Here is a 17,081-nt window from a genome sequence, read left to right on the forward strand (position 1 = left end):
CAGCCGTGAGAACGAGCGGCTGGCCACGGCGTGAGACACCGCAAGAAGCCACAGGTCACAGTCTCGCCGTAGGACATGAGCGACGAGAACCTACAAGCATGTCGGTGATGAGTGCGGTGACTGCGGGGCGGGGCGCGTCGAAGAAGAATCCGACGGCGAATGCGGCGGCTGCCAGGGCGGTGAGGCTGCGGGCCTGGCTGAGGACGAGGCAGGCACCGGCGGTGCTGAGCAGGGCAATCTGCAGGGTGGCGCGACGTCCGATGCGGTCGGTCAGCATTCCGGCGATGAGCGGGCCGGTCAGCCAGCCCGCGCCGAAGGCCGCGCTCACGTGCGCGGCCTCGCTGGGGCTGTGGTGCAGGTGGGCAACCAGGTACAGGGACAGGAACGGGATGACTACGGCGCCGCTGCGGGCGAACGCGAACCCGCCGACGAGGAGCCAGTACATGCCGGGCAGGCGGGCGGCGGGCGGTCTGGGGGCGGATCGGGCATCGGTGTCGGGCACCTGATGACGCTCCTTCGTTGGGTGGTTACGGGGCAGCGGCCGTGATAGCCGCAGCCCGGCAGCCGTCGGAGAGGGGGTGCTCGCGCGATTGAAGAGGGGAAGGCTGGCGTCATCCACCGCCTCCGGCGTCTGGTGTCGCCGGGTGCCGCCCGGCGGGCGGCAGTCATGGGAGATCCCGGACGGCGGACTTTTGGGACGCTGTTGTTGCGGTGCAGGCGGGGGACGGGGCGGCATCCGGCAGCCGGGGCTGAAGAGGGCTGGGGCGAGCGGGCGTATTTCCCATGCCTCGGGAGTGGCCACCACCGGGTTCCGGATGACGGGAGGGCTGCTGCGGGTCCAGGTCAAGCGTCGGCCAACTGAGCGGGACCTGCGGAGGGTGAGAGCTGTTCACCGGTGTGAGAACCGTCAGGAGCCAGGTATGTCGAAACGGAGCTCGCCTCGGGCCACGGCGGCGCAGGTACCGCGCGGCTCATGACTTCACCGCTGCCCCGTGATCCCCATGCCATCACCGTCGCCAGCCTGCGAGATGCCTCCACCATCCCGTCCCTCGCCCGCGCCCTGGCCGGGGAACTCTCGGAGCGGCTCGGGCACCAGGTGCACGTCGGGGTCCAGGGTGACAACTCCAGCGCCGAGACACTGCGTGAGTGGTCCCAGGGGCTGCTGGACTGCGCTGAACGCTACCCGGGCACTCCTATCGAGATGGTCTTCACCGGGCAGTGCGACTCCCACACCTACGCCGAGTCCCTCGTTGATACGGGGGTTCTGATCCTTGATCAGGGTCTGCTGGCTGCCGGGGCACGCCGCCCCTATCTCGACCGCCTGGCCGGCAACGTTGCGACCGGGTGGCGTCTGCCGGCCGCGGCCACGCCGATGGGAACGGCGGTTCACGAGTTCGGGCACTTCGTCGATCTCGGGCTCGCTGTGCCGGGCTGGCAACGCGCGGACACCGTCCCTGGTCATCCCGACGCTCTCAAGACGGAGATCGGTACCGTGCTTGCCCTGAGCCTGGGCCACCGGCCCACCTCCGCTGAGGTGGGAAACGCGCTCGGCGGGTACACCCTGACCCTGGTCGACCACGGCTCCAGCGGTGAGCGGGGCGCAGAACTCAGTGAGCTGGTCGCCGATGCCTTCACCGACGATCACATGAACGGGCTGCGGGCCCAGAGGGCAAACGCTTGTGTCGTACGCCGTCTTGACCAGGCCATCCTTCTGCCCGGTGACCGCATCGCCGCTCCTGCCCGTCATCGGCTGGCGCACCAGGCCATACAGGACCGGACCGTCGGCCCGCGTGCTCTGCAGGACCGTGCCGCAGCGATTGAGGCCTCCAGCAAGGCGCGTATGGCCGCGGTCCGCCCCGCTGCCCGCCGCAGCACAGTTCCCCCACCGCATCCGGAACATGGCGCGCACCCGTCGATACGGCCTGGTTGTCGTTGATGCGCACGAGGGTGTCTGCGGCGTTTGGTGCCAGTTGCTCCAGAAGGCGAAGGACGGTCGCCTCGCTCGCTGCCCGGCGCCGACCGCCGGGGCTCGGCGGGTGTGATTGCCTGCTTGGTGCGGGTGATCGTGTCGGGCGAGACGTACGAGAACTGACTGCCCGCCACTCACGGTTCCCCGTTGCCGGCGCCCGGCGATGCGAACGATCTGTGAGGACCGAAGCATCAGCGACGAGGGGAGGTGGCGCGGCTGCGCGGTGCGCAGGCTATGCGGCGGTGGTGCCGTGAGTCCGGGGGGTGTCCGGGTCTTCTTCTCTGATTCTCCAGTGGCCGCGCAGGACCAGGGTGCGGTGGCAGAGAGTGCAGTGGAGGATGCTGCCGGGAATTGAGGAGCGGGGGCGGCTTTGGACTGTCTGGGCGCAGCAGGTGGGCAGGCCCGGGTGAAGGGGTGCGGGGTACCAGTGGTGGCCGCATGTGGCGCACATCCGGTCACGGTCGCCGGTGGGGATGTCGATGGTCGTCAGGGTGCGCGAGGAGGCGCATGCGGGGCAGTTGAGGCGGATCATCTGTGACCGGTCTCCTTCTCGCGGTCGGTTTTCTTCTCAGGGGCTGCGGGGCGTTGTGGGCTGGGTTCTGGGGTTTGGTCCGGGGTCCTGGTGGGGGTGGGGTCCGGGTGTGCCTGCGGGTTGGGTCATCTGGTGGCGCCGCTGTTCGAGGCTGGCCAGGCGGTGGGTGATGCGGGCGTGCCGGTAGTGGTTGAGGGCTTGGGTGAGGTGGTCCCATTCGGTGGCGGCGGCGTCGTGGGGGCGGGGGCCCAGTGGGTCGGTTCCGGCGCGGTGGCGGCGCTTGCGCCATCCGATGACGTGGTGGGTCAGTCGGGTCCACAGCTGTTGCTGGTCCTCGTCGTCGGGGTCGGGTGCGGGGATGTGGTCCATCCATGCCTCAGAGGCCTGTCCGGTGGTCATCAGCTCGCTCAGGGCGGCGGCAGCCTCATGGGCGGCAACGGTCTCCCAGGCGAGCGGGGCCACGCCCAGGGGATTGATCGGCACGGGCTGATGGGGTGGTGGCCGGTGGGCGGCGGCAGTGTCGAGGCGGCGGTGCGCGGCGAGGACGAAGGTGTGCGGGTCGTCGCCGCGCAGGTGGGCCTGTGCGGTGGCGTGGGTGCGTCGGGACAGGGCGCGGATGCGGGCGTTCAGTTCGTCCCAGGCGGCCGCGTCTCTGGGCTTGTCGGGGCGTTTACCGATGCCTTCGACGCTGCCGGGGATCTTGTGCTGTGTGCGCCATGCCTCGGTGAGGGCGGCGGTGTGGCCCCAGTGGGGACGGAGCCGGTGGTCGGGTTCGGGAACCGGGCCAAGGGGCCTGGTCCAGGTCGGCGCAGTGGTGGTCAGTGCGGTGCCGCGGTGGGCGAGCGCGGTGGCGAGCATGCGGTGGCGTTCGGTCAGCTGCGTACGCCAGGAGGGATCCAGCAGGGGTTCGGACAGCACGGATGTCTCGGCGAGCCAGTCGGGCAGCGGGCCGGTGTCGTCGACCGGTGTGGGTGGGCGGTCGGGCAGCCAGGTGCGCAGGCGTAGTTCGGCGTCGATACGGGCGGCGATGACGTCCGCGCGGGCGAGGGCTGCCCGTGCCTGTTCGGCGCGTACCCGGTTTCCGGTCAGCTCGGCCCGGGTCTCCTCGGCGCTCTGACGGGCGGTGTGCGGGGCGAGGGGGCTGTGCTCGCGCTGCCAGTCCTCACGGGTGCGCAGGCGCCACGGCATGGCCCGGCGGAGGGCTATTTCGTCGTGCAGTGCGGCGTGGGTGGCGGCGGCGTCGCGGGCCTGGGCCGGGGTGCGCACGAGGGCGGATTCGGTGCGGGCGCGGGCCAGGTGGTGGGCGAGGTCTGCGTAGGTGGCTGCGCCGTAGGGCCGGTTCGGCCAGGCGGGATGGGGCAGGCCGTCGAGTATCACCACGGCGGGCTGGGATGCCACCGCGGCGTCCGCGGCGGCCACTTCGTCGAGGGCTCGCTTCCGGTGAGCAGCGGCCTGGGCCTTGAAATTCTTCAGCTGCTCGTCGGACAGGTCCGCGAGCGGCCGCGAGGTCGTGGTGCGGTGTGCGTGTGCGCCTTTGTCTGCGGCCCGCTCCAGGTAGCGGTCGATGCGCCAGGCCAGGACGACAGCTACGTCGTCGGCGTCGGTGAGTCCGCGCTGCGGCAGGACGGTATTGATCAGCCGGACGGGGTCCCAGCCGCGCGCCACGGCCGGCTTCAGGGACCGTATGAGTATGGGCCAGCCGTCGGCCTCGACGAACATCTTGCCCGTGTCGCCGCCCGCTCGGCGTACGGATGTCTCCAGTACCTGGGCCCAGGCCCGGTGGGTGACGTCGGCGAGTTCCAGGGCGAGCCGGTGGGGGGCGGTCGCCGCTTCCTGCAGGTCGCGGATCGTCTCGGTCGCCGAGCGCGAGGCACGCGAATTTCCCGCGATCTTCTGCACTGTCTCGGCCACCGATACCCCGGCCTCGCACTCCAGGTACAGGCGGTTGGTGCGCTCGCCGCGGGAGAGCTGGACGTAGGCGCTCTCCCGGCTGGTGCGGGCACTGGCCAGTCCGTGCGAGGTCTGTACGGTGATGCCCTGGGCGCGGTGGACGGTGGAGGCGTATCCGAGCTCGAGGAAGGCATCCGCGTACGCGGCGGGCAGGCGGACGCGTCCGTGGTGTTCGGTGTGCCGGACCAGGACGTCCCCGTTGTCCAGGAGCTCGGTGACGACCCAGACATCGCCGTTCTTCACGAAGTCCCTGGTGCCGCGGGTCAGCAGGTGGCGGGCGTTTTCGCGGGTGACGACGAGGTCGCCGACGTGTGCTGCGAGACCGTCGCGCAGGGGCCGGCCCTGGCGGGTGTCCAGGCGGCCGGATGTCGCGAGCCATGCCTGGGCCCGCTGGTTGAGCGCGGTGACGGTGTCGGTTTCCTCGGCCGTCATCAGCGAACTGCGGCCTTTTTCGACGTCGTGCTGCCAGGCGGCGAACACGGCGTGGAGCATCGCCTCGCGGTCTCCGCCCAGCAGCCTTCGGCGCTCCAGATACCAGGCGAAGGCGTCCTCGACGGGCCCGTCGCGCAGCGCGAGCGTGGCGTCGGCTTCACCGTCGGTGGTGAAGCGGTGCAGCATGGCGAGTTCCACCGCGCCCACCTCGCGGGCCACCAGTCTGAGGACCCCGCCGGCTTCGATGGCGGCCAGCTGGGCGGGGTCGCCGAGCAGTCGTACGTGGGCCCCGGCGGCCCGCGCATCGTTAAGGACCCGCTGCAACAGGACGGTGCCTGCCATGCCGGCTTCGTCGACGACGACCACGTCGCCGGGTTGCAGCTGGTAGGCGGGCGGGACCTGTTCGCCGTTGGTCGCCTTGTCCCGCATGTCGCTCCACCCGTGCAGGGTGTGTGCGGTGCCCAGGTCCTTGGAGAGGACCTTCGCGGCGCGGCGGGACGGTGCGAGGGCGACCAGGTGGGAGCCGGAGGCTTTCACCGCCTGGGCGACGGCTTTGAGGGCGGTGGTCTTGCCGGATCCGGCCGGGCCGATCCCGGCAATCAGCAGGCGCTCGCCGCACGCGAACGCCTTGGCCAGGGCGCGTTGTCCCGGGTCCAGCGGGTACTTGGAGTGCCGGTCGTGCGCGTCGGCCACGGCATCGAAGTCCGCCGCGGCCACGGCCGGGATCACCGGGGTGCGGGCCGCTGCCAGCAGCGCGTCCTCGGCGGCCAGCACCGCTGAGGTGGTGTAGGTCTGTGAGTGTCTTTGCCGGTAGATGCTGGTGCCGTCGGCGCGCAGCAGTTGAGGGTGCGGGGAGTGGAAGTCGGGCGGGGTCAGGTCCAGGCACAGCGTCAGAGCACGGTGGGTGAGTGTCTCGGCCAGGTGGGCCGGGGCCCGGGCCCCGGCGAGCAGCCGGGCCAGGTGCCGCTCGGACTCGGCTGCCACATGCCGGCGGCCGAAGACGGCCCGGTGCTCCCCCACCGTGGCGATGACGGCGGCCGCTTCCTGCTCGACGTCGACCTCGGTCACCGGGTTCGGTGCGGCGTGCTCCTGGGCGCGCTGGAGGAGATGGTCGACGGCTTCGACACCGACCAGGTCGACGGCGTGCTCGCGCCACTTTCCGCGCAGCCACGCGAGGGGGCGTGCCCGTTTCTTGGAGGGCCTCGTCTCCCGTGCCGCCCTGGCCAGCAGTGTCATGCGCTGCGCTTCGTGCGCGCTGCGGCTCGTGCGCAGTTCGAAGTCGGCGAGCAGTTCCTCGAAGCGGGCCCGGATGTCCGCATCCCGTGAGGACATCGACCGGATCAGCTCCAGCGGTACACCGGCGATCTCCAGTACCGGGCGTCTGCCCGGAGTCGGTGTCACCGGGCGGGCGCTGACCTGCAGGCGGGTACAGACCTCTTCCAGGACGCGGCGGTTGTAGCGCTCGGAGGCGGTGACGATCTGCCGGTACCACAGGCGTCCGTCGATGCTGCGCCACTTCCCGTCGAGCCCCTGGATCTTGCTGGCGACGACGACGTGATCATGAAGAAGAGGGAGCCCGTGGCGGTTGTCGAAGTGCCGGTACCGGGCTGCGATCAGGCCGGGCCGGGCATCCTCCTGGGCCACGCTTCCGGCGCCGGTACGCACGGCCAGGGCGTTGTCCTCAAGCCATGTCAGGGTCTCGGCGATTGCCTGCTCGTGTGCTGCCTCGATGATGAGGCGGGTCTGTTCGTCGGCCAGCGCCCACAGCGCCTGGATCGACTTCACGGGCCGGAACACCAGGTCGTGGCCGGCCACCGGCTGGCGTGTGTCGCGGCTCTTGGCGGCCAGGTAGCGGCCGAGTTCTTCCCCGTCGGCCGGCCCGCGGCCGTAGTCCTCCCGGAAGGCGCGGGCCGCCACCCGCATCCGGATCCGTACCCGCTCCGCCCCGTCCAGGGCCTGATCGCCGGCCAGGCGTTGTGCCTCTTCGATCGCCTCGCCGATACGGCGTTCCAGCGGCCCCGGCCCGTCGCTGTACGCGGGAAAGGCATAGCCCAGGCGTACTTCGCGCAGGGCCTCGGCCGTCGAAGCGCCCGAGGCCACGAGCTCTGCGGCCTTGCGGTGCGCATCCGGGTGCAGCCCCATCCCGAACAGGGCGTGCATCTGCTTCTCGCTGACCTGTCCGGATACGCCCAGTTCGGCCGATGCCCGGCCCATCCACACCCCCGGTGGGGTTCCCGTGTCGGCCTGCATCTGGGCCAGGTTCTTGCCCCGTGGGCGCGGCTGATCGCCGCAGGAGACGGTTCGCTCGTAGTAGAGGTACCCCCAGCCGGCGCTCACTTTGTGCTGATCGACAGTCATGTGGCGGCCAGTGTCAGCCGCCCCAGGACCCGTCCCTACAGCACAAAGGGGTCGTAGCCTGCCGACTTCCCGCCGTGCGGGAGCAGGTGAGGCTGTCTCCCGTACGGCGGGAAAACAGCGAACCCGCCGAGAGCGTCCGAACAGAGCAAGAGCTTTCGCCGAATTTCCCGGCTCGCCTGCAGGGCGATGACGCTGTGCACAGGGGTGCTCCCCGAGCACCCCTGTGCACAGCACCGCCCCCGCCGTTGTCCCCCGCCCCTCCCCCGCACCCGGGTTTCCCCCGCTCGGGTACGCGGCGCGTGCTCTCTCCCGCCGGGCGGGAAGTCTCCGATCGGTTAGGGCCGGTTACCGGCCGTTTTACGGCGCGCGGGTCAGCCTGGCTGCCCGGCCACCCGGCCGCACCGGCCATTCCCACCAGGAGGGGGTACCACATGGCGACGAAGCCGAAGCGGACCGCTCAGGAAATCGCGGCGCGTAAAAGGGCGTTGACGCGGGCGCTGGATTTGAACGCTGAGCGGATCAAGCGCGAGCAGGAACTGACCGGTATGGCGGCGGACTTCCTGATGACCCGTGAGCTGGAGACGGACGTGGTGGCCGCGCTGGAGGAGCAGATCGCGGGGCTGCGTGCGGCGGCTGAGGCCGAGTGCGGGCGGCTGCGGCGTCAGGGGGCTTCGGTGGTCGCGCTGCTGGTGGCCCGGGGTGAGGGGGCGGGCCGGATCGCGCAGCGTCTGGGTTTGGGTGTGGGTGAGGTGCGTCAGTTGCGGGATGAGACGGCGTCGCGGGTGGAGGCCGCCGCGGGGCGTGAGGACCGGGGTTCGAGGAAGACGACGGCGACGGCTGCGGGTCCGGGTGGGGCGGTGGCGGATGCGCCGGTCGCGGGCATGCCTGTCGCGGGCGTGTTCGGGGTGTTGGGGGGTGGAGCGGAGGTGTCGGGGGCGGACGGGGCGCGGCGGGGCGCGGCGGGTGCGGGTGCGGTGTAGCCGGGGCGGGGCGGCGGTTTGCGGGGGCGGACAGCGATAAGGCCCTCCGCGTGTTTGCGGAGGGCCTGGTGGTGGGGGTGGCGGGGTCAGGGCTGGGGGTAGGGGTGGCCGGTCGGTGGGGGGTAGTTGGTGTGGTCGGTGGGGGGGTTCTGGGCGAGCCAGGGGGCTGGGGGGCGTGGGGCGGGAGTCGTCGTCGGGGGTGCGGCGGGGGTCTGCTGGGGTGTGGCTGTCTGGGGGTGGGGGGTGGCGGGGTGGTGCTGTGCGGGTGGTGTCTGGGTGGTGTCGGGTAGGAGGGTGAAGCGGACGGGGGTGCCTGCTTCGACTCGGATGATGGTGTGGAGGCCGGTGGGCCATATCTCGTAGATGTCTTTGTCGCCGGGGCGGGGGCGGCGGTTCATGGCGGTGATCGGGCCGAGACTCCAGTCGATGGTCTGGCCGTCGGGTTCGCCTTCGGTGAGTTCGAGGCTGGCGATTCTGGTGACGCCGGCGGCGTAGGCCGTTTCGATGGTGGTTTCGTGCGGCGTCATCGCTGTCGGTGTCCCCCGTGTGGTGGTGTGGTGGTGTGGGGACGGTATGGCGGCTGGGGTGTGGTGTGGGAGTGCTGGCGGGGGTGGGGGTCGTGGTCTCCCGTAGGACGGGATGGGGTTGGTCGGAAGGTGGCGGTGGGCGGGAAGGGTTGGGGGTGGATGCGGGAAGAGCCCCGGCGGCGGGCCGGGGCTCTTGGGGTCTGAGCGTGGTTGGTGTCAGTGGTGGGTGGGCCACTCGCTGCCGGGGGTGAGGTCGTAGCCGTTGCGGTATTCGGTGTCGGGCTGGGGTTCGTCTGTGGGTGCGGTGCTGAAGGCGGTGAAGACGTCACCGGCGGTGAGCGGGTTCAGGTTGCCGTGTTCCAGGCGCCATCCGGACACGCGGTCGGGGGCGTTGAGGGTGCTGGTGCGCAGGATTACGCCGCCGGTGGTGTGTGTGGCGATGCCTGCGGCGAGGATTGTGACCACCTGCAAGGCTTCGTGCTCGTTGATGCGGACGGGGGTGTCGACGGTGCTCTGTTCGGCGTTGACGCAGGCGGTGAGCTTCTCGCCGAACGCGTCGATGCAGCTTGTGACTATGTGGGTGCCTGTTCCGGCCCGGTCGAGGATCGCGATGAGCAGTCGCGTCGCCTTCTCTAGGGCGTGGCTGGTGCGGGCGCTGCTGTCGCCGCAGTCGGGGCAGGGGCCGAGGTCGGCAAGATCGAGGATCCTCCTGGCGCACTCGTAGGAGTCGTCCTGAACGGCCTGGGCGTGGAGTGCGTTGGTGAGGTGGGCGATGTCCTGGCCGTGGTACGTGAGGTGGGTGCCGGTGGCGGCTTCTTGGGCGGTGTATCGGCCTTGGCTGGCCGGTGCTGCGGGGTCGATGTTTCCCTCGGTGCAGTAGTCCGCGTAGTTCTCGGGGTCGAAGAGGACGGCGATGGTGTGCTGGCCGCGTGCGGTGTGGGCGCGCAGCAGGTTTTCGATGTGGGTCAGGTAGGTGGTGTGGTCGGTGAAGGGGAACGCGTCGTAGGTGCGGATCGCCTCGAAGTCTTCGGCGTCGGCGATCACGGCGACGATGGCGGGGGTTGCGGCGGTGAGGAGGTCTTCGGTGGTGATGCCGGTGTTGGTGGGCATGTGGGTCTCCTGGGTGGGTGGGGTGAGGCTGGGGTTGGTGTGAGTGGTTGGCCTCGGTGGTCGCTGAATCTATGGGTGGGTGGGGTCTTGGTCTGGGGCTGTGACCTGCGTGAATACGGGAAGAGCCCCGGCGGTGTGCCGGGGCTCTTGGGTTGGGGTGTGCTGCTGGTCTGGCTGGGGTGTTCGGGAGGTTCTGGGTCTGTCGCTGCTTGCTGGTTCGGGACGGGTGTGGGGTGGTGTGGGGGTGTTCGTGCTCTGGTCAGTCGAGTCCGGCGATGCGGGCCTGTTCGCGGCGGGTGCGTTCGCCGGCGTCCTGGGGGTTAGTGGCGTAGATGGTGCTGACCGTGCCCCACTGGTCTTCCGTGTCGAGGCCGAGCTCTTCGAGGAACTGTTCTCTGGTGTCGGGGTCGGTTGGTGTGGGCTCGATGCTCCACACGTTGTAGGTGCTGCCTTCTGTGCGGCCGACGACGGCGTATTCGCGTTCGGTGGGGCGGGGTGTGCGGCGGCGGGCGCGGAGGATGGCGGCGGCGCGGCGGGACTTGGCGGAGGCGCGGCGGGACTTGGCGGAGGCCATGGTGAGGGTTCTTTCTGTTGGTCGGGTCGCAGGGTGCCGGAGCGGCTTGTGCCGGTGGGGGTGGGGGTGCCGGGCAGCGGCGCGGAGGGGGGTGGGGTGCCGTTGCCCGGCTTGAAGCACGCTACGGGCTGTGTGCGGTGTGGGGTGGTGCGGTGACCTGCGGGAAGGCGGTCGGGGTGGGGTCGGGGGGGTGCTGCTGGGTGTAGCTCTGTTTACGTTGCAGAGCAGCGTTTCGACGGAAGTTCGGGAGGTAGCACCCGCGCCGGATGTTCGCGGCTTCGGGCAGTGGTCGGTCAGGCGGTGGTGGTGAGTGCGCGCCGTGCCTCTGTGACTGCGGTGGCTGCGTCGGGCCAGCAGAAAAGCCTGTCGACGGTCAGGGCGCTGATGGTCTCTTGCCAGCCTTCGGCCGTCCAGGCCCGCCCGCCGCCGTGTCCAGGAACGCTCACGGCCCACCCTGTGCCGTTGATGAGTGCCTGGCGCCGGACGAGTAGGTCCGTGCCGCCGCCCTCTGGCACGGGGATGCGGTATTCGGTGGCGCCGTCGGCGAGCGCCTGGGCCTGCTTCAGCTCGTCCTTGAGTCGGGCGAGCTCGGCAAGGAGGTCTTCTCGGGTGGGGATGGTGCTGTCGGTCATGGCGTGCTCCTGGTCGTGGTGGCGGATGGTTCGCGGGTGGGGGCGCCGTGAGTGCTCGGGCGGGACGGCCGCCGGGGGCGGGGTTGGGTGCGCTGGTGGGTGTTCCATGCCGTCTCGCGGCGGTGTGGGCGCGTGGTTGGGCGGGTGGGGTGCACGAAGGGGGGTGCCGCTGCTCTGCCCGGCTGAGGGGTGGAGCAGCGGCGGTGGGTTAGTGGTTGGTCGGGGTGGCTATGCAGTCTTGGCTTGGGAGGTGGAATTCCTGGTGGAGGTCGGGTTCCTGGATGACCCAGGGTTCGGGGTCGCCTTCGGTGCGGGGTCGGAAGGTTGCTGGTTTGTGTGTGCGTTTTTCTCGGATGGTTGCTCCCTCTCGCTGGGCGGACAGGAGTTGGTGGCGGGTCAGTTGGTCTTCGTGGACGCGGCGGAACCGGTTGAGGTGGAGTGTTGCTGCCTTGGAAGGTTTGATCGCGTTGATGGCGAGTACGTATTCGGCGGTCGCGATCGTCTCGTCGGTCAGCTGGGTTATGTGCCGGTTTGTGCGTCGTTTGAAGGTTGCGTTATCGAGTGCGGTTCTGAGGGCGCGGGTTGTCTCGGTCTGGCATTCATGCGGTGTGGTGAGTCGTATGAATGCGGTGTATTGCCCTGGTGTGAGTTCGACTTGGGTGGTCCATGTGGCGGTTTGGAGGGGGTGGTGCGGGGTGGGGGTCTGATGGGTGTCTGGCATGGGGTTGTTCCTCGCTGTTGGTTGAGTGCCCTCGGGCGGGAGCGGGGGCGGGGGCGGGGGCGGGAGCGGGGGTCCTCCGGCCTGCGGTGGCTGAAGGGCGCTTGATGCGGGGCCATGTGGCGGGGTTTTCCGGGCTGGGTGAACGTTAGGGATCAACTTGGTGGCGGGGTGTGGTCCTGACCTGGGAAGACGCGGCCCCGGTCAGGTGCCTTGGGCAGGGGGCAACAGTGAGGCCGGGGGTGGCGGCCGGGGCGGCGTCGGTGACGCCGGGGGCGGCCGGGGGGTGTCAGCGGTGACGCCGAAGGTGGCGGTCGGGGCGTTGGAGTGAAGCCGGAGGTGGCGGCAGGGGTGACGCCGGGGAGTGGCCGGGCGGCGGCTGCCCGCCCCGGGGCCCGGGGCGGGCGGCGTGTCTGGCTGTGCGCCCGGGCCGCAGAACGCCCCGGAACGGTTGGTGAACGGGCGGCACAGGCCCGGCGGTTGCTCAGACAGGTACCGGGCTCGGCCGGCGACCGGGATACAGGTCCTGCCGGCTGTGGTGGGGGCGGTGAGGCTGGGGGTGGCGGCCAGGGCGGCGGCGGTGAAGCCGGGAGGCGGCAGGGTGGGGGCGGGCGGTGAAGCCGGGGGTGGCCTGGCGGCGGAGTGAGGCCGGGGGCGTCGGTGGTGAAGCCGGGGGCGGCAGGGCGGGGCGGGCGGTGTGTTGGTGGCCTCCTCGTTCGGGTTGGGGGCTGCGGGGCTGTCTGTCGTCGGGCTGCTTGTTCCTGTTGGTGATGGCTGTGTAGTCCGCCGGGGTACGGGCAGGACGGCCACCTTGGGGCGGGGCAGGGTTGTTTGGGCTGGGCATGGCTGCGCCCCCGGTCACGTGACGTGGCCGGGGCGCCGAGCTGGTAGGAGGGTGGGGTGGGGCTACGAAGCTGGGGTGTTCACGGCGGTGGTGAGGCGGTCGAATATGTCCTTCGGGTTCATGCCGTGTGCGAGGGCGGCTCGCAGGAGTTGCGCCATCTGGTAGTCGCTGTCGTGTTCCAGTGCGGTGTCGAGCGTGACGCGGGCTGTGCCGGTGTCTCCTGCGAGCCAGCTCGTCCATCCGTAGAGGGTGAGCAGGGGTGGGGTGAGGGCTTGGTGGGGGGTGACGCAGTGACGTACGAGGTGGTGCCACAGCCGGTTGGCGGTGGGATTTGAGGGGAAGATGAGGGCCCAGTCGCGGGTGTGGCGGTCCTGGAGTCCGAGGGTGATGCGTGCGGTGGTGTCCGCGTCGGGGAGAGTGCTGGTTGCTTCCAGCTGGGTGAGGGACTGGGTGATGAGTGTCTGGGTCTCTTTCTGGAGGCAGGAAACGAAATCCGGTGAAGAGGCGTGGGTGTTGAGGTTGTCGGCGGCGTGGTCGAGGGCGTGGGTGGCTGTTTCGGCGGCGGGGCCGGTCAGTGGGGCGAGGGTCTGGGCGATGGCCTCGGGTCGCGGGGAGGGGGTCATTCCGGCGACGGTGGCGGCGACGGCGACGGCGCCCGGGGCGGTGGGGAGGGGGGTGCCGAGTGAGGGGTGGGCGTCGAGTCCTTTGTAGGACCAGTAGCGGCCGTCTGAGATGCACAGTGCGTCAGGAACGTGGATGTGGTGGCTGGTGAGTGCGGCCCGGTAGTGGTCGGCGAGCAGGCCGTAGCGGTGGGCTGTGTGGTGGGCTTTCTCGTGGGTGCTGGGGGTGGCGCATATGTAGATCACGACGTGGTTGGGCAGGTCTTCCCCGCGCTGGTGGTGGGCTTGGATGTACTGGGTGACGGTGTCGTGGGCGTATGTGGCCCAGTTCTCTCGGGGGGTGGGCAGATCGGTACGCACGACGGCTCCGAGGTAGCCGCGCCCGGTGTGGTCGGTGTGGTGGCCGAATAGCACGATGCTGTTACGGGGCTGAACGTCGTAGAGGTAGGGCAGGAGTTCGACGAGATCGGCGGTGCTGCGGAGCGTGATCGGCGGCAACGACGACGGCTGGGGCGACGGCATGGGTGACGGCTGAGACATGGTGGTAGGCCCTTCGCTACGCGGGGTCGGGCAAGAGTTGAGGGGTCCTCGCCCGGTGGTCAGTCCGACCGGGCCGGGTGTGGGGCGGCGGGTCGGGTCGGGTGCGGCAAGGGCAGGGCTCGTAGGCGTCTTCTGCCCTTGCCGCACGACCAGAAAGTTAGAGCGCTGACCGCCCATTACGCGGGGCTGTGACCAGGTAAAACACCACACCCCGGTTACGGGCGGCGGTCACGACGGTGGTGGATGGTGGCCCGGTGGCCCGGCGGCCGGTGATCCGGCGGTTGGTGTTCCGGCGGCGGTTGGTGGCCGGGTGTTCCGGTGGCCGGTGGCTGGGTGTTCCGGCGGCCGGTGGCCGACGGCCAGGTGTTCCGGTGGCCGGTGTTTCGGACCAGCCCGAAGAAGGGGGTGGGCCAGGAAACGGCCCCGGGTTACCGCCCCGGGGTAGCCGGGCGGGACCTACCGCCCGGGGGTCTGTTGCCTGGGGCCCGGGGCTCTGCGCGCTGTGCCGTGCGTCTGGTCGCGGGTCCAGGCGCAGAGCGCCCCTGGGGCGGTTGGTGAACCGGGCGGCACAGGCCCGGCGGTCACTTGGACACGTCTGTGCCCCCGGCCGGCGACCGGGGGCACGGATCTGCGGGAGAGGGCGGGGGCGGTGGGGCGGCGGTCCTGGGCTACCGTCCGAAAGTCCGCCCCGAAGGTCCGCCCGGCAAAGTCGCGGGTCTGGCTGTGCGTCCCGGCACAGCACACCCCAAGGGTGGTTGGTCTACAGCCAGGACCTGACGGTGTCGGGGGCCTCGCCGTAGCAGGCAACCGTGACGTCCTCGAACACGGCCTGCGGGTCTTCGAGCAGCGTCAGTACGGCATTCACCAGAAGGTTGTCGAGATCGTCGGCGTGGCCTCGCCCGGTCATCGCGGCGGCAAGGTCGATCCCGCCGTTCACGGCCGTGGCCACTTCGTCACGGGTGAATGCCCGGGAGTCGGCAGCCACCGCGTCGGCGGCGCCACTGTCGGCGGCGGCGGTGTTGGTGGCGTCCGCGTCGGTGGCGTCCGCGTCGGTGGCGGTGTTGGTGTCCTGCGCGTGGCTGATCATCACGTCGGTCCACGTCGCGGCCGGCTTCCCCAGCAAGGTCAGAGCGGCGGTGACGGCGTAACTGAACCGGTCGTCGTACGAGGGGATGCCTGATGCGTCGGCGGCCATGTCGGCGCCTGCGTTGACGGCGGTCCGAATCTCATCGCGGCTGTATGTGGTGATGCGCACTGGCGTGTTCATCCTTCCGTTCGGGTGTTCCGGCGTCTGCTCTGCGCCGGTTGGATGGCCTGGCGGTTGCTCGGACGCGTCCGTGCGCCCGGCCTCCGCCCGGTCCGGCCGGGCGTGCTGGCCGGACCGGGCGGAGGGGTGTTCACCAGCGCTCGGGCTTCCGGCCTGGGGCCGACGTTTCGACCCATTCGATTTCGCCGCTCTCTGTCACCTGGATGACGCCGCGCTCGCCGTCGTCGCCGTCGAACTCCAGCTTGCTCACGACTTCGTGACCGGCCGCCAGGCAGAGCCGAACGAACCTGGCGAGCGGCTCGTGAATCGCCGTGCTCTTGGAGATGTGCGAAACCGCGAGTGCGCTGACGGTGACCGGTCGGGCCTGGTCGAGCGCAACGTCCTCCGGGATCAGGGCCCACACGCCCACTATGTCGTCCCACGGGCCAGCAGCGTCCGGGTGGTTCACGCTGGGGGCGAGGCAGAAGATCGGCAGATCCGGCCCTTGCGTCAGCTCCAGAAGGGCGGGGAAAGCGATCGGTGGGGTCACCTGGACGGTTCCCTGAACGCTGTAGTCGTAACCCATGCGAGGCTCCATTCCGTAATCGGATCGGATCGGGTATCGAGTGGTGGTGCTGGTCGGGGTGATGCGAGTCGTCACCACGCTGGCCGACCTCTTCCAGGTCGGGCCTGCCCGTGTGGCCGCCACCTGGCCGGGGCCTGGGTACGGCGGGCGGGGTGGGCGCTTGGTCTCGGCGGCCGCCAAGGGCGTGGACGTCGGCTATGCCCACTGGCCGTTCGGCGGCCTGGTACGTGCGGGCGTGGATAATTCCGGCCGTGCTGGCGGGCCGGGTACGGCAAAGAGGTTCGGGCTCGTAGGCGTCTTCCGCCCCTTTGCCGCACGACCAGAAAGCTAAAGGGCGGACGGCCTGCTGTGTGGGGCTGTGACCAGGCAAAACATTGCACCCCGGCTACGGAGTCCGGGCGCTGGCGGCTGGGGGCTGGCGATGGTGGTGTTCTGGTCCAGCCCGAAGAAGGCGGTGGGCCGGGGCCGGACGGCGGCACCAGGCCGCCACCCCCGGAATCTGACGCCCGGGCATCCCGGGGGTCAGTTGCCCGGGCGTCTGTTGACCGGCGGTCAGCCGTCTGGGGCGGGTCCGCTCCCGGGGGTCTGCCCGCTGTGCTGTGCGTCTGGTCGCCGGGCCGGGCACCGCAGCCCGGGACGGTTGGTGAACGGGCGGCAGAAGCCCGGCGGTTGCTCGGGCTCGCCCGGTGACCGGGACACAGGTCCTGCGGGCTGGGGTGGGGGGTGGGGGCGCGGCCTGCGCCAGGAACAACGCGGAACGGAACGGCGCGGTGGTGCGGGGGCTCTGGCGGGGGCCGGAGGGGGGATCAGGGGTTATTGACCCAGTGGTAGAAACCCACACCGGCGACGGTGAAGCCTCCGAAGGAAGGCGCGTCTTCGGAACCGAGACAGGGCGAATGAAGGGCAGTGGGCGGTACCCCGTGGCAGGCGATGGCCCCGCGTTGAAAGTCGTACTGCCCACTGTCGCGAATGGCTTCCAGTTCCTTACGCGTCAACGACGGCAGGTGCGTGCGTGGACCGCCACCGACGATGCGACCCTCGGGGCTAACCAGGTGCCAGGCGCCTTCGGCAGCGCGGAGGGCCACGCAGGTAGCAGCGACGTCCAGTCGTCCCTGTTCGTCACGGTAGACGGCTACAGGTCGTCGTGCGGCATCGCCGAAGAGCAGCTCTGCGGAACTGTGCGCCCAGCCGACGAGGCGGGTCACCAGCCCGGGGCCGGGCGTAGACGAACACGTCGTCACCCACTGCGAGTACAGGGGACGAGCTCGACTTGCTCTGGGGTGTCATTGAGAGTTCCTTCGGTTCGAGTGTTCCGGCGTCTGCTCTGCGTCGGGTAGTTGGCCGTGTGGGGCGGGTTTACGTCGCCCGCCCCACACGGAGGCGGTTTCTTGGTCACCTCTCGTCGTCGGGGGTCGCGAGGATGCGGTACGCGGCCCGGCGGCTGGTGGTGCGGATCGAGGCGA

Annotated in this window: 15 protein-coding genes; 3 read left to right on the top strand and 12 right to left on the bottom strand. The window is 70.4% G+C overall.

Translation table 11 applies throughout. The features are described from left to right. Positions 1–55 precede the first annotated feature (55 nt). Positions 56–502: an MFS transporter gene (locus tag ACZ7IB_RS46635; protein WP_470921277.1), complete on the bottom strand. Its 447-nt coding sequence runs from the start codon at positions 500–502 to the stop codon at positions 56–58. A 471-nt stretch (positions 503–973) separates the two neighbouring features. On the opposite strand from ACZ7IB_RS46635, the gene ACZ7IB_RS46640 reads away from it, so the two are divergent. Next, positions 974–1,936: a hypothetical protein gene (locus ACZ7IB_RS46640; RefSeq protein ID WP_470921279.1), complete on the top strand. Its 963-nt coding sequence runs from the start codon at positions 974–976 to the stop codon at positions 1,934–1,936. Between the two features lie 265 nt (positions 1,937–2,201). On the opposite strand, the gene ACZ7IB_RS46645 is transcribed toward ACZ7IB_RS46640, so the two are convergent. Continuing rightward, the gene (locus ACZ7IB_RS46645; RefSeq protein ID WP_470921280.1) at positions 2,202–2,501 is read right to left on the bottom strand and encodes a hypothetical protein; all 300 of its coding nucleotides are present in this window, start codon (positions 2,499–2,501) and stop codon (positions 2,202–2,204) included. 36 nt (positions 2,502–2,537) lie between these two features. Further along, positions 2,538–7,241: a MobF family relaxase gene (mobF, locus tag ACZ7IB_RS46650; protein ID WP_470921281.1), complete on the bottom strand. Its 4,704-nt coding sequence runs from the start codon at positions 7,239–7,241 to the stop codon at positions 2,538–2,540. A 431-nt stretch (positions 7,242–7,672) separates the two neighbouring features. Here mobF and ACZ7IB_RS46655 point away from each other — a divergent pair, with 431 nt between their 5' ends. Next, positions 7,673–8,221: a hypothetical protein gene (locus ACZ7IB_RS46655; RefSeq protein ID WP_470921283.1), complete on the top strand. Its 549-nt coding sequence runs from the start codon at positions 7,673–7,675 to the stop codon at positions 8,219–8,221. A gap of 86 nt (positions 8,222–8,307) precedes the next feature. Here the strand turns inward: ACZ7IB_RS46655 and ACZ7IB_RS46660 are convergent, their stop codons facing one another. From ACZ7IB_RS46660 to ACZ7IB_RS46695, 8 genes are all read right to left on the bottom strand, one after another. Continuing rightward, positions 8,308–8,748 carry a hypothetical protein gene (locus ACZ7IB_RS46660; RefSeq protein ID WP_470921284.1) on the bottom strand — a complete coding sequence of 147 codons (441 nt, stop codon included), beginning with the start codon at positions 8,746–8,748 and terminating at the stop codon, positions 8,308–8,310. Positions 8,749–8,964: 216 nt separating this feature from the next. Then, a complete protein-coding gene (locus ACZ7IB_RS46665) occupies positions 8,965–9,858 on the bottom strand; it encodes a hypothetical protein (protein WP_470921286.1) in 894 nt (297 codons plus the stop codon). A 259-nt stretch (positions 9,859–10,117) separates the two neighbouring features. Further along, positions 10,118–10,432: a hypothetical protein gene (locus tag ACZ7IB_RS46670; RefSeq protein WP_470921288.1), complete on the bottom strand. Its 315-nt coding sequence runs from the start codon at positions 10,430–10,432 to the stop codon at positions 10,118–10,120. 293 nt (positions 10,433–10,725) lie between these two features. After that, the gene (locus ACZ7IB_RS46675) at positions 10,726–11,064 is read right to left on the bottom strand and encodes a hypothetical protein (protein ID WP_470921289.1); all 339 of its coding nucleotides are present in this window, start codon (positions 11,062–11,064) and stop codon (positions 10,726–10,728) included. A 208-nt stretch (positions 11,065–11,272) separates the two neighbouring features. After that, the gene (locus tag ACZ7IB_RS46680) at positions 11,273–11,785 is read right to left on the bottom strand and encodes a hypothetical protein (protein WP_470921290.1); all 513 of its coding nucleotides are present in this window, start codon (positions 11,783–11,785) and stop codon (positions 11,273–11,275) included. A 903-nt stretch (positions 11,786–12,688) separates the two neighbouring features. Then, positions 12,689–13,786: a DUF4192 domain-containing protein gene (locus ACZ7IB_RS46685; protein WP_470921291.1), complete on the bottom strand. Its 1,098-nt coding sequence runs from the start codon at positions 13,784–13,786 to the stop codon at positions 12,689–12,691. A 760-nt stretch (positions 13,787–14,546) separates the two neighbouring features. After that, positions 14,547–15,041 (bottom strand): hypothetical protein, encoded by a 495-nt coding sequence (locus tag ACZ7IB_RS46690; protein ID WP_470921292.1) that lies wholly within the window; start codon positions 15,039–15,041, stop codon positions 14,547–14,549. A 142-nt stretch (positions 15,042–15,183) separates the two neighbouring features. Next, complete coding sequence (locus ACZ7IB_RS46695) at positions 15,184–15,618, bottom strand: hypothetical protein (RefSeq protein WP_470921293.1); 435 nt, start codon at positions 15,616–15,618, stop codon at positions 15,184–15,186. A gap of 40 nt (positions 15,619–15,658) precedes the next feature. Between ACZ7IB_RS46695 and ACZ7IB_RS46700 the strand changes: the two genes are divergently transcribed. Further along, positions 15,659–15,949, top strand: a complete 291-nt coding sequence (locus tag ACZ7IB_RS46700; RefSeq protein WP_470921294.1) for a hypothetical protein — start codon at positions 15,659–15,661, stop codon at positions 15,947–15,949. A 475-nt stretch (positions 15,950–16,424) separates the two neighbouring features. Here ACZ7IB_RS46700 and ACZ7IB_RS46705 read toward each other — a convergent pair whose 3' ends face one another. Next, entirely contained in the window at positions 16,425–16,823 is a 399-nt protein-coding gene (locus ACZ7IB_RS46705; RefSeq protein ID WP_470921295.1) for a hypothetical protein, read from the bottom strand. Positions 16,824–17,081: the final 258 nt, after the last annotated feature.

This window comes from Streptomyces sp. NPDC037301 (genome assembly GCF_055602785.1).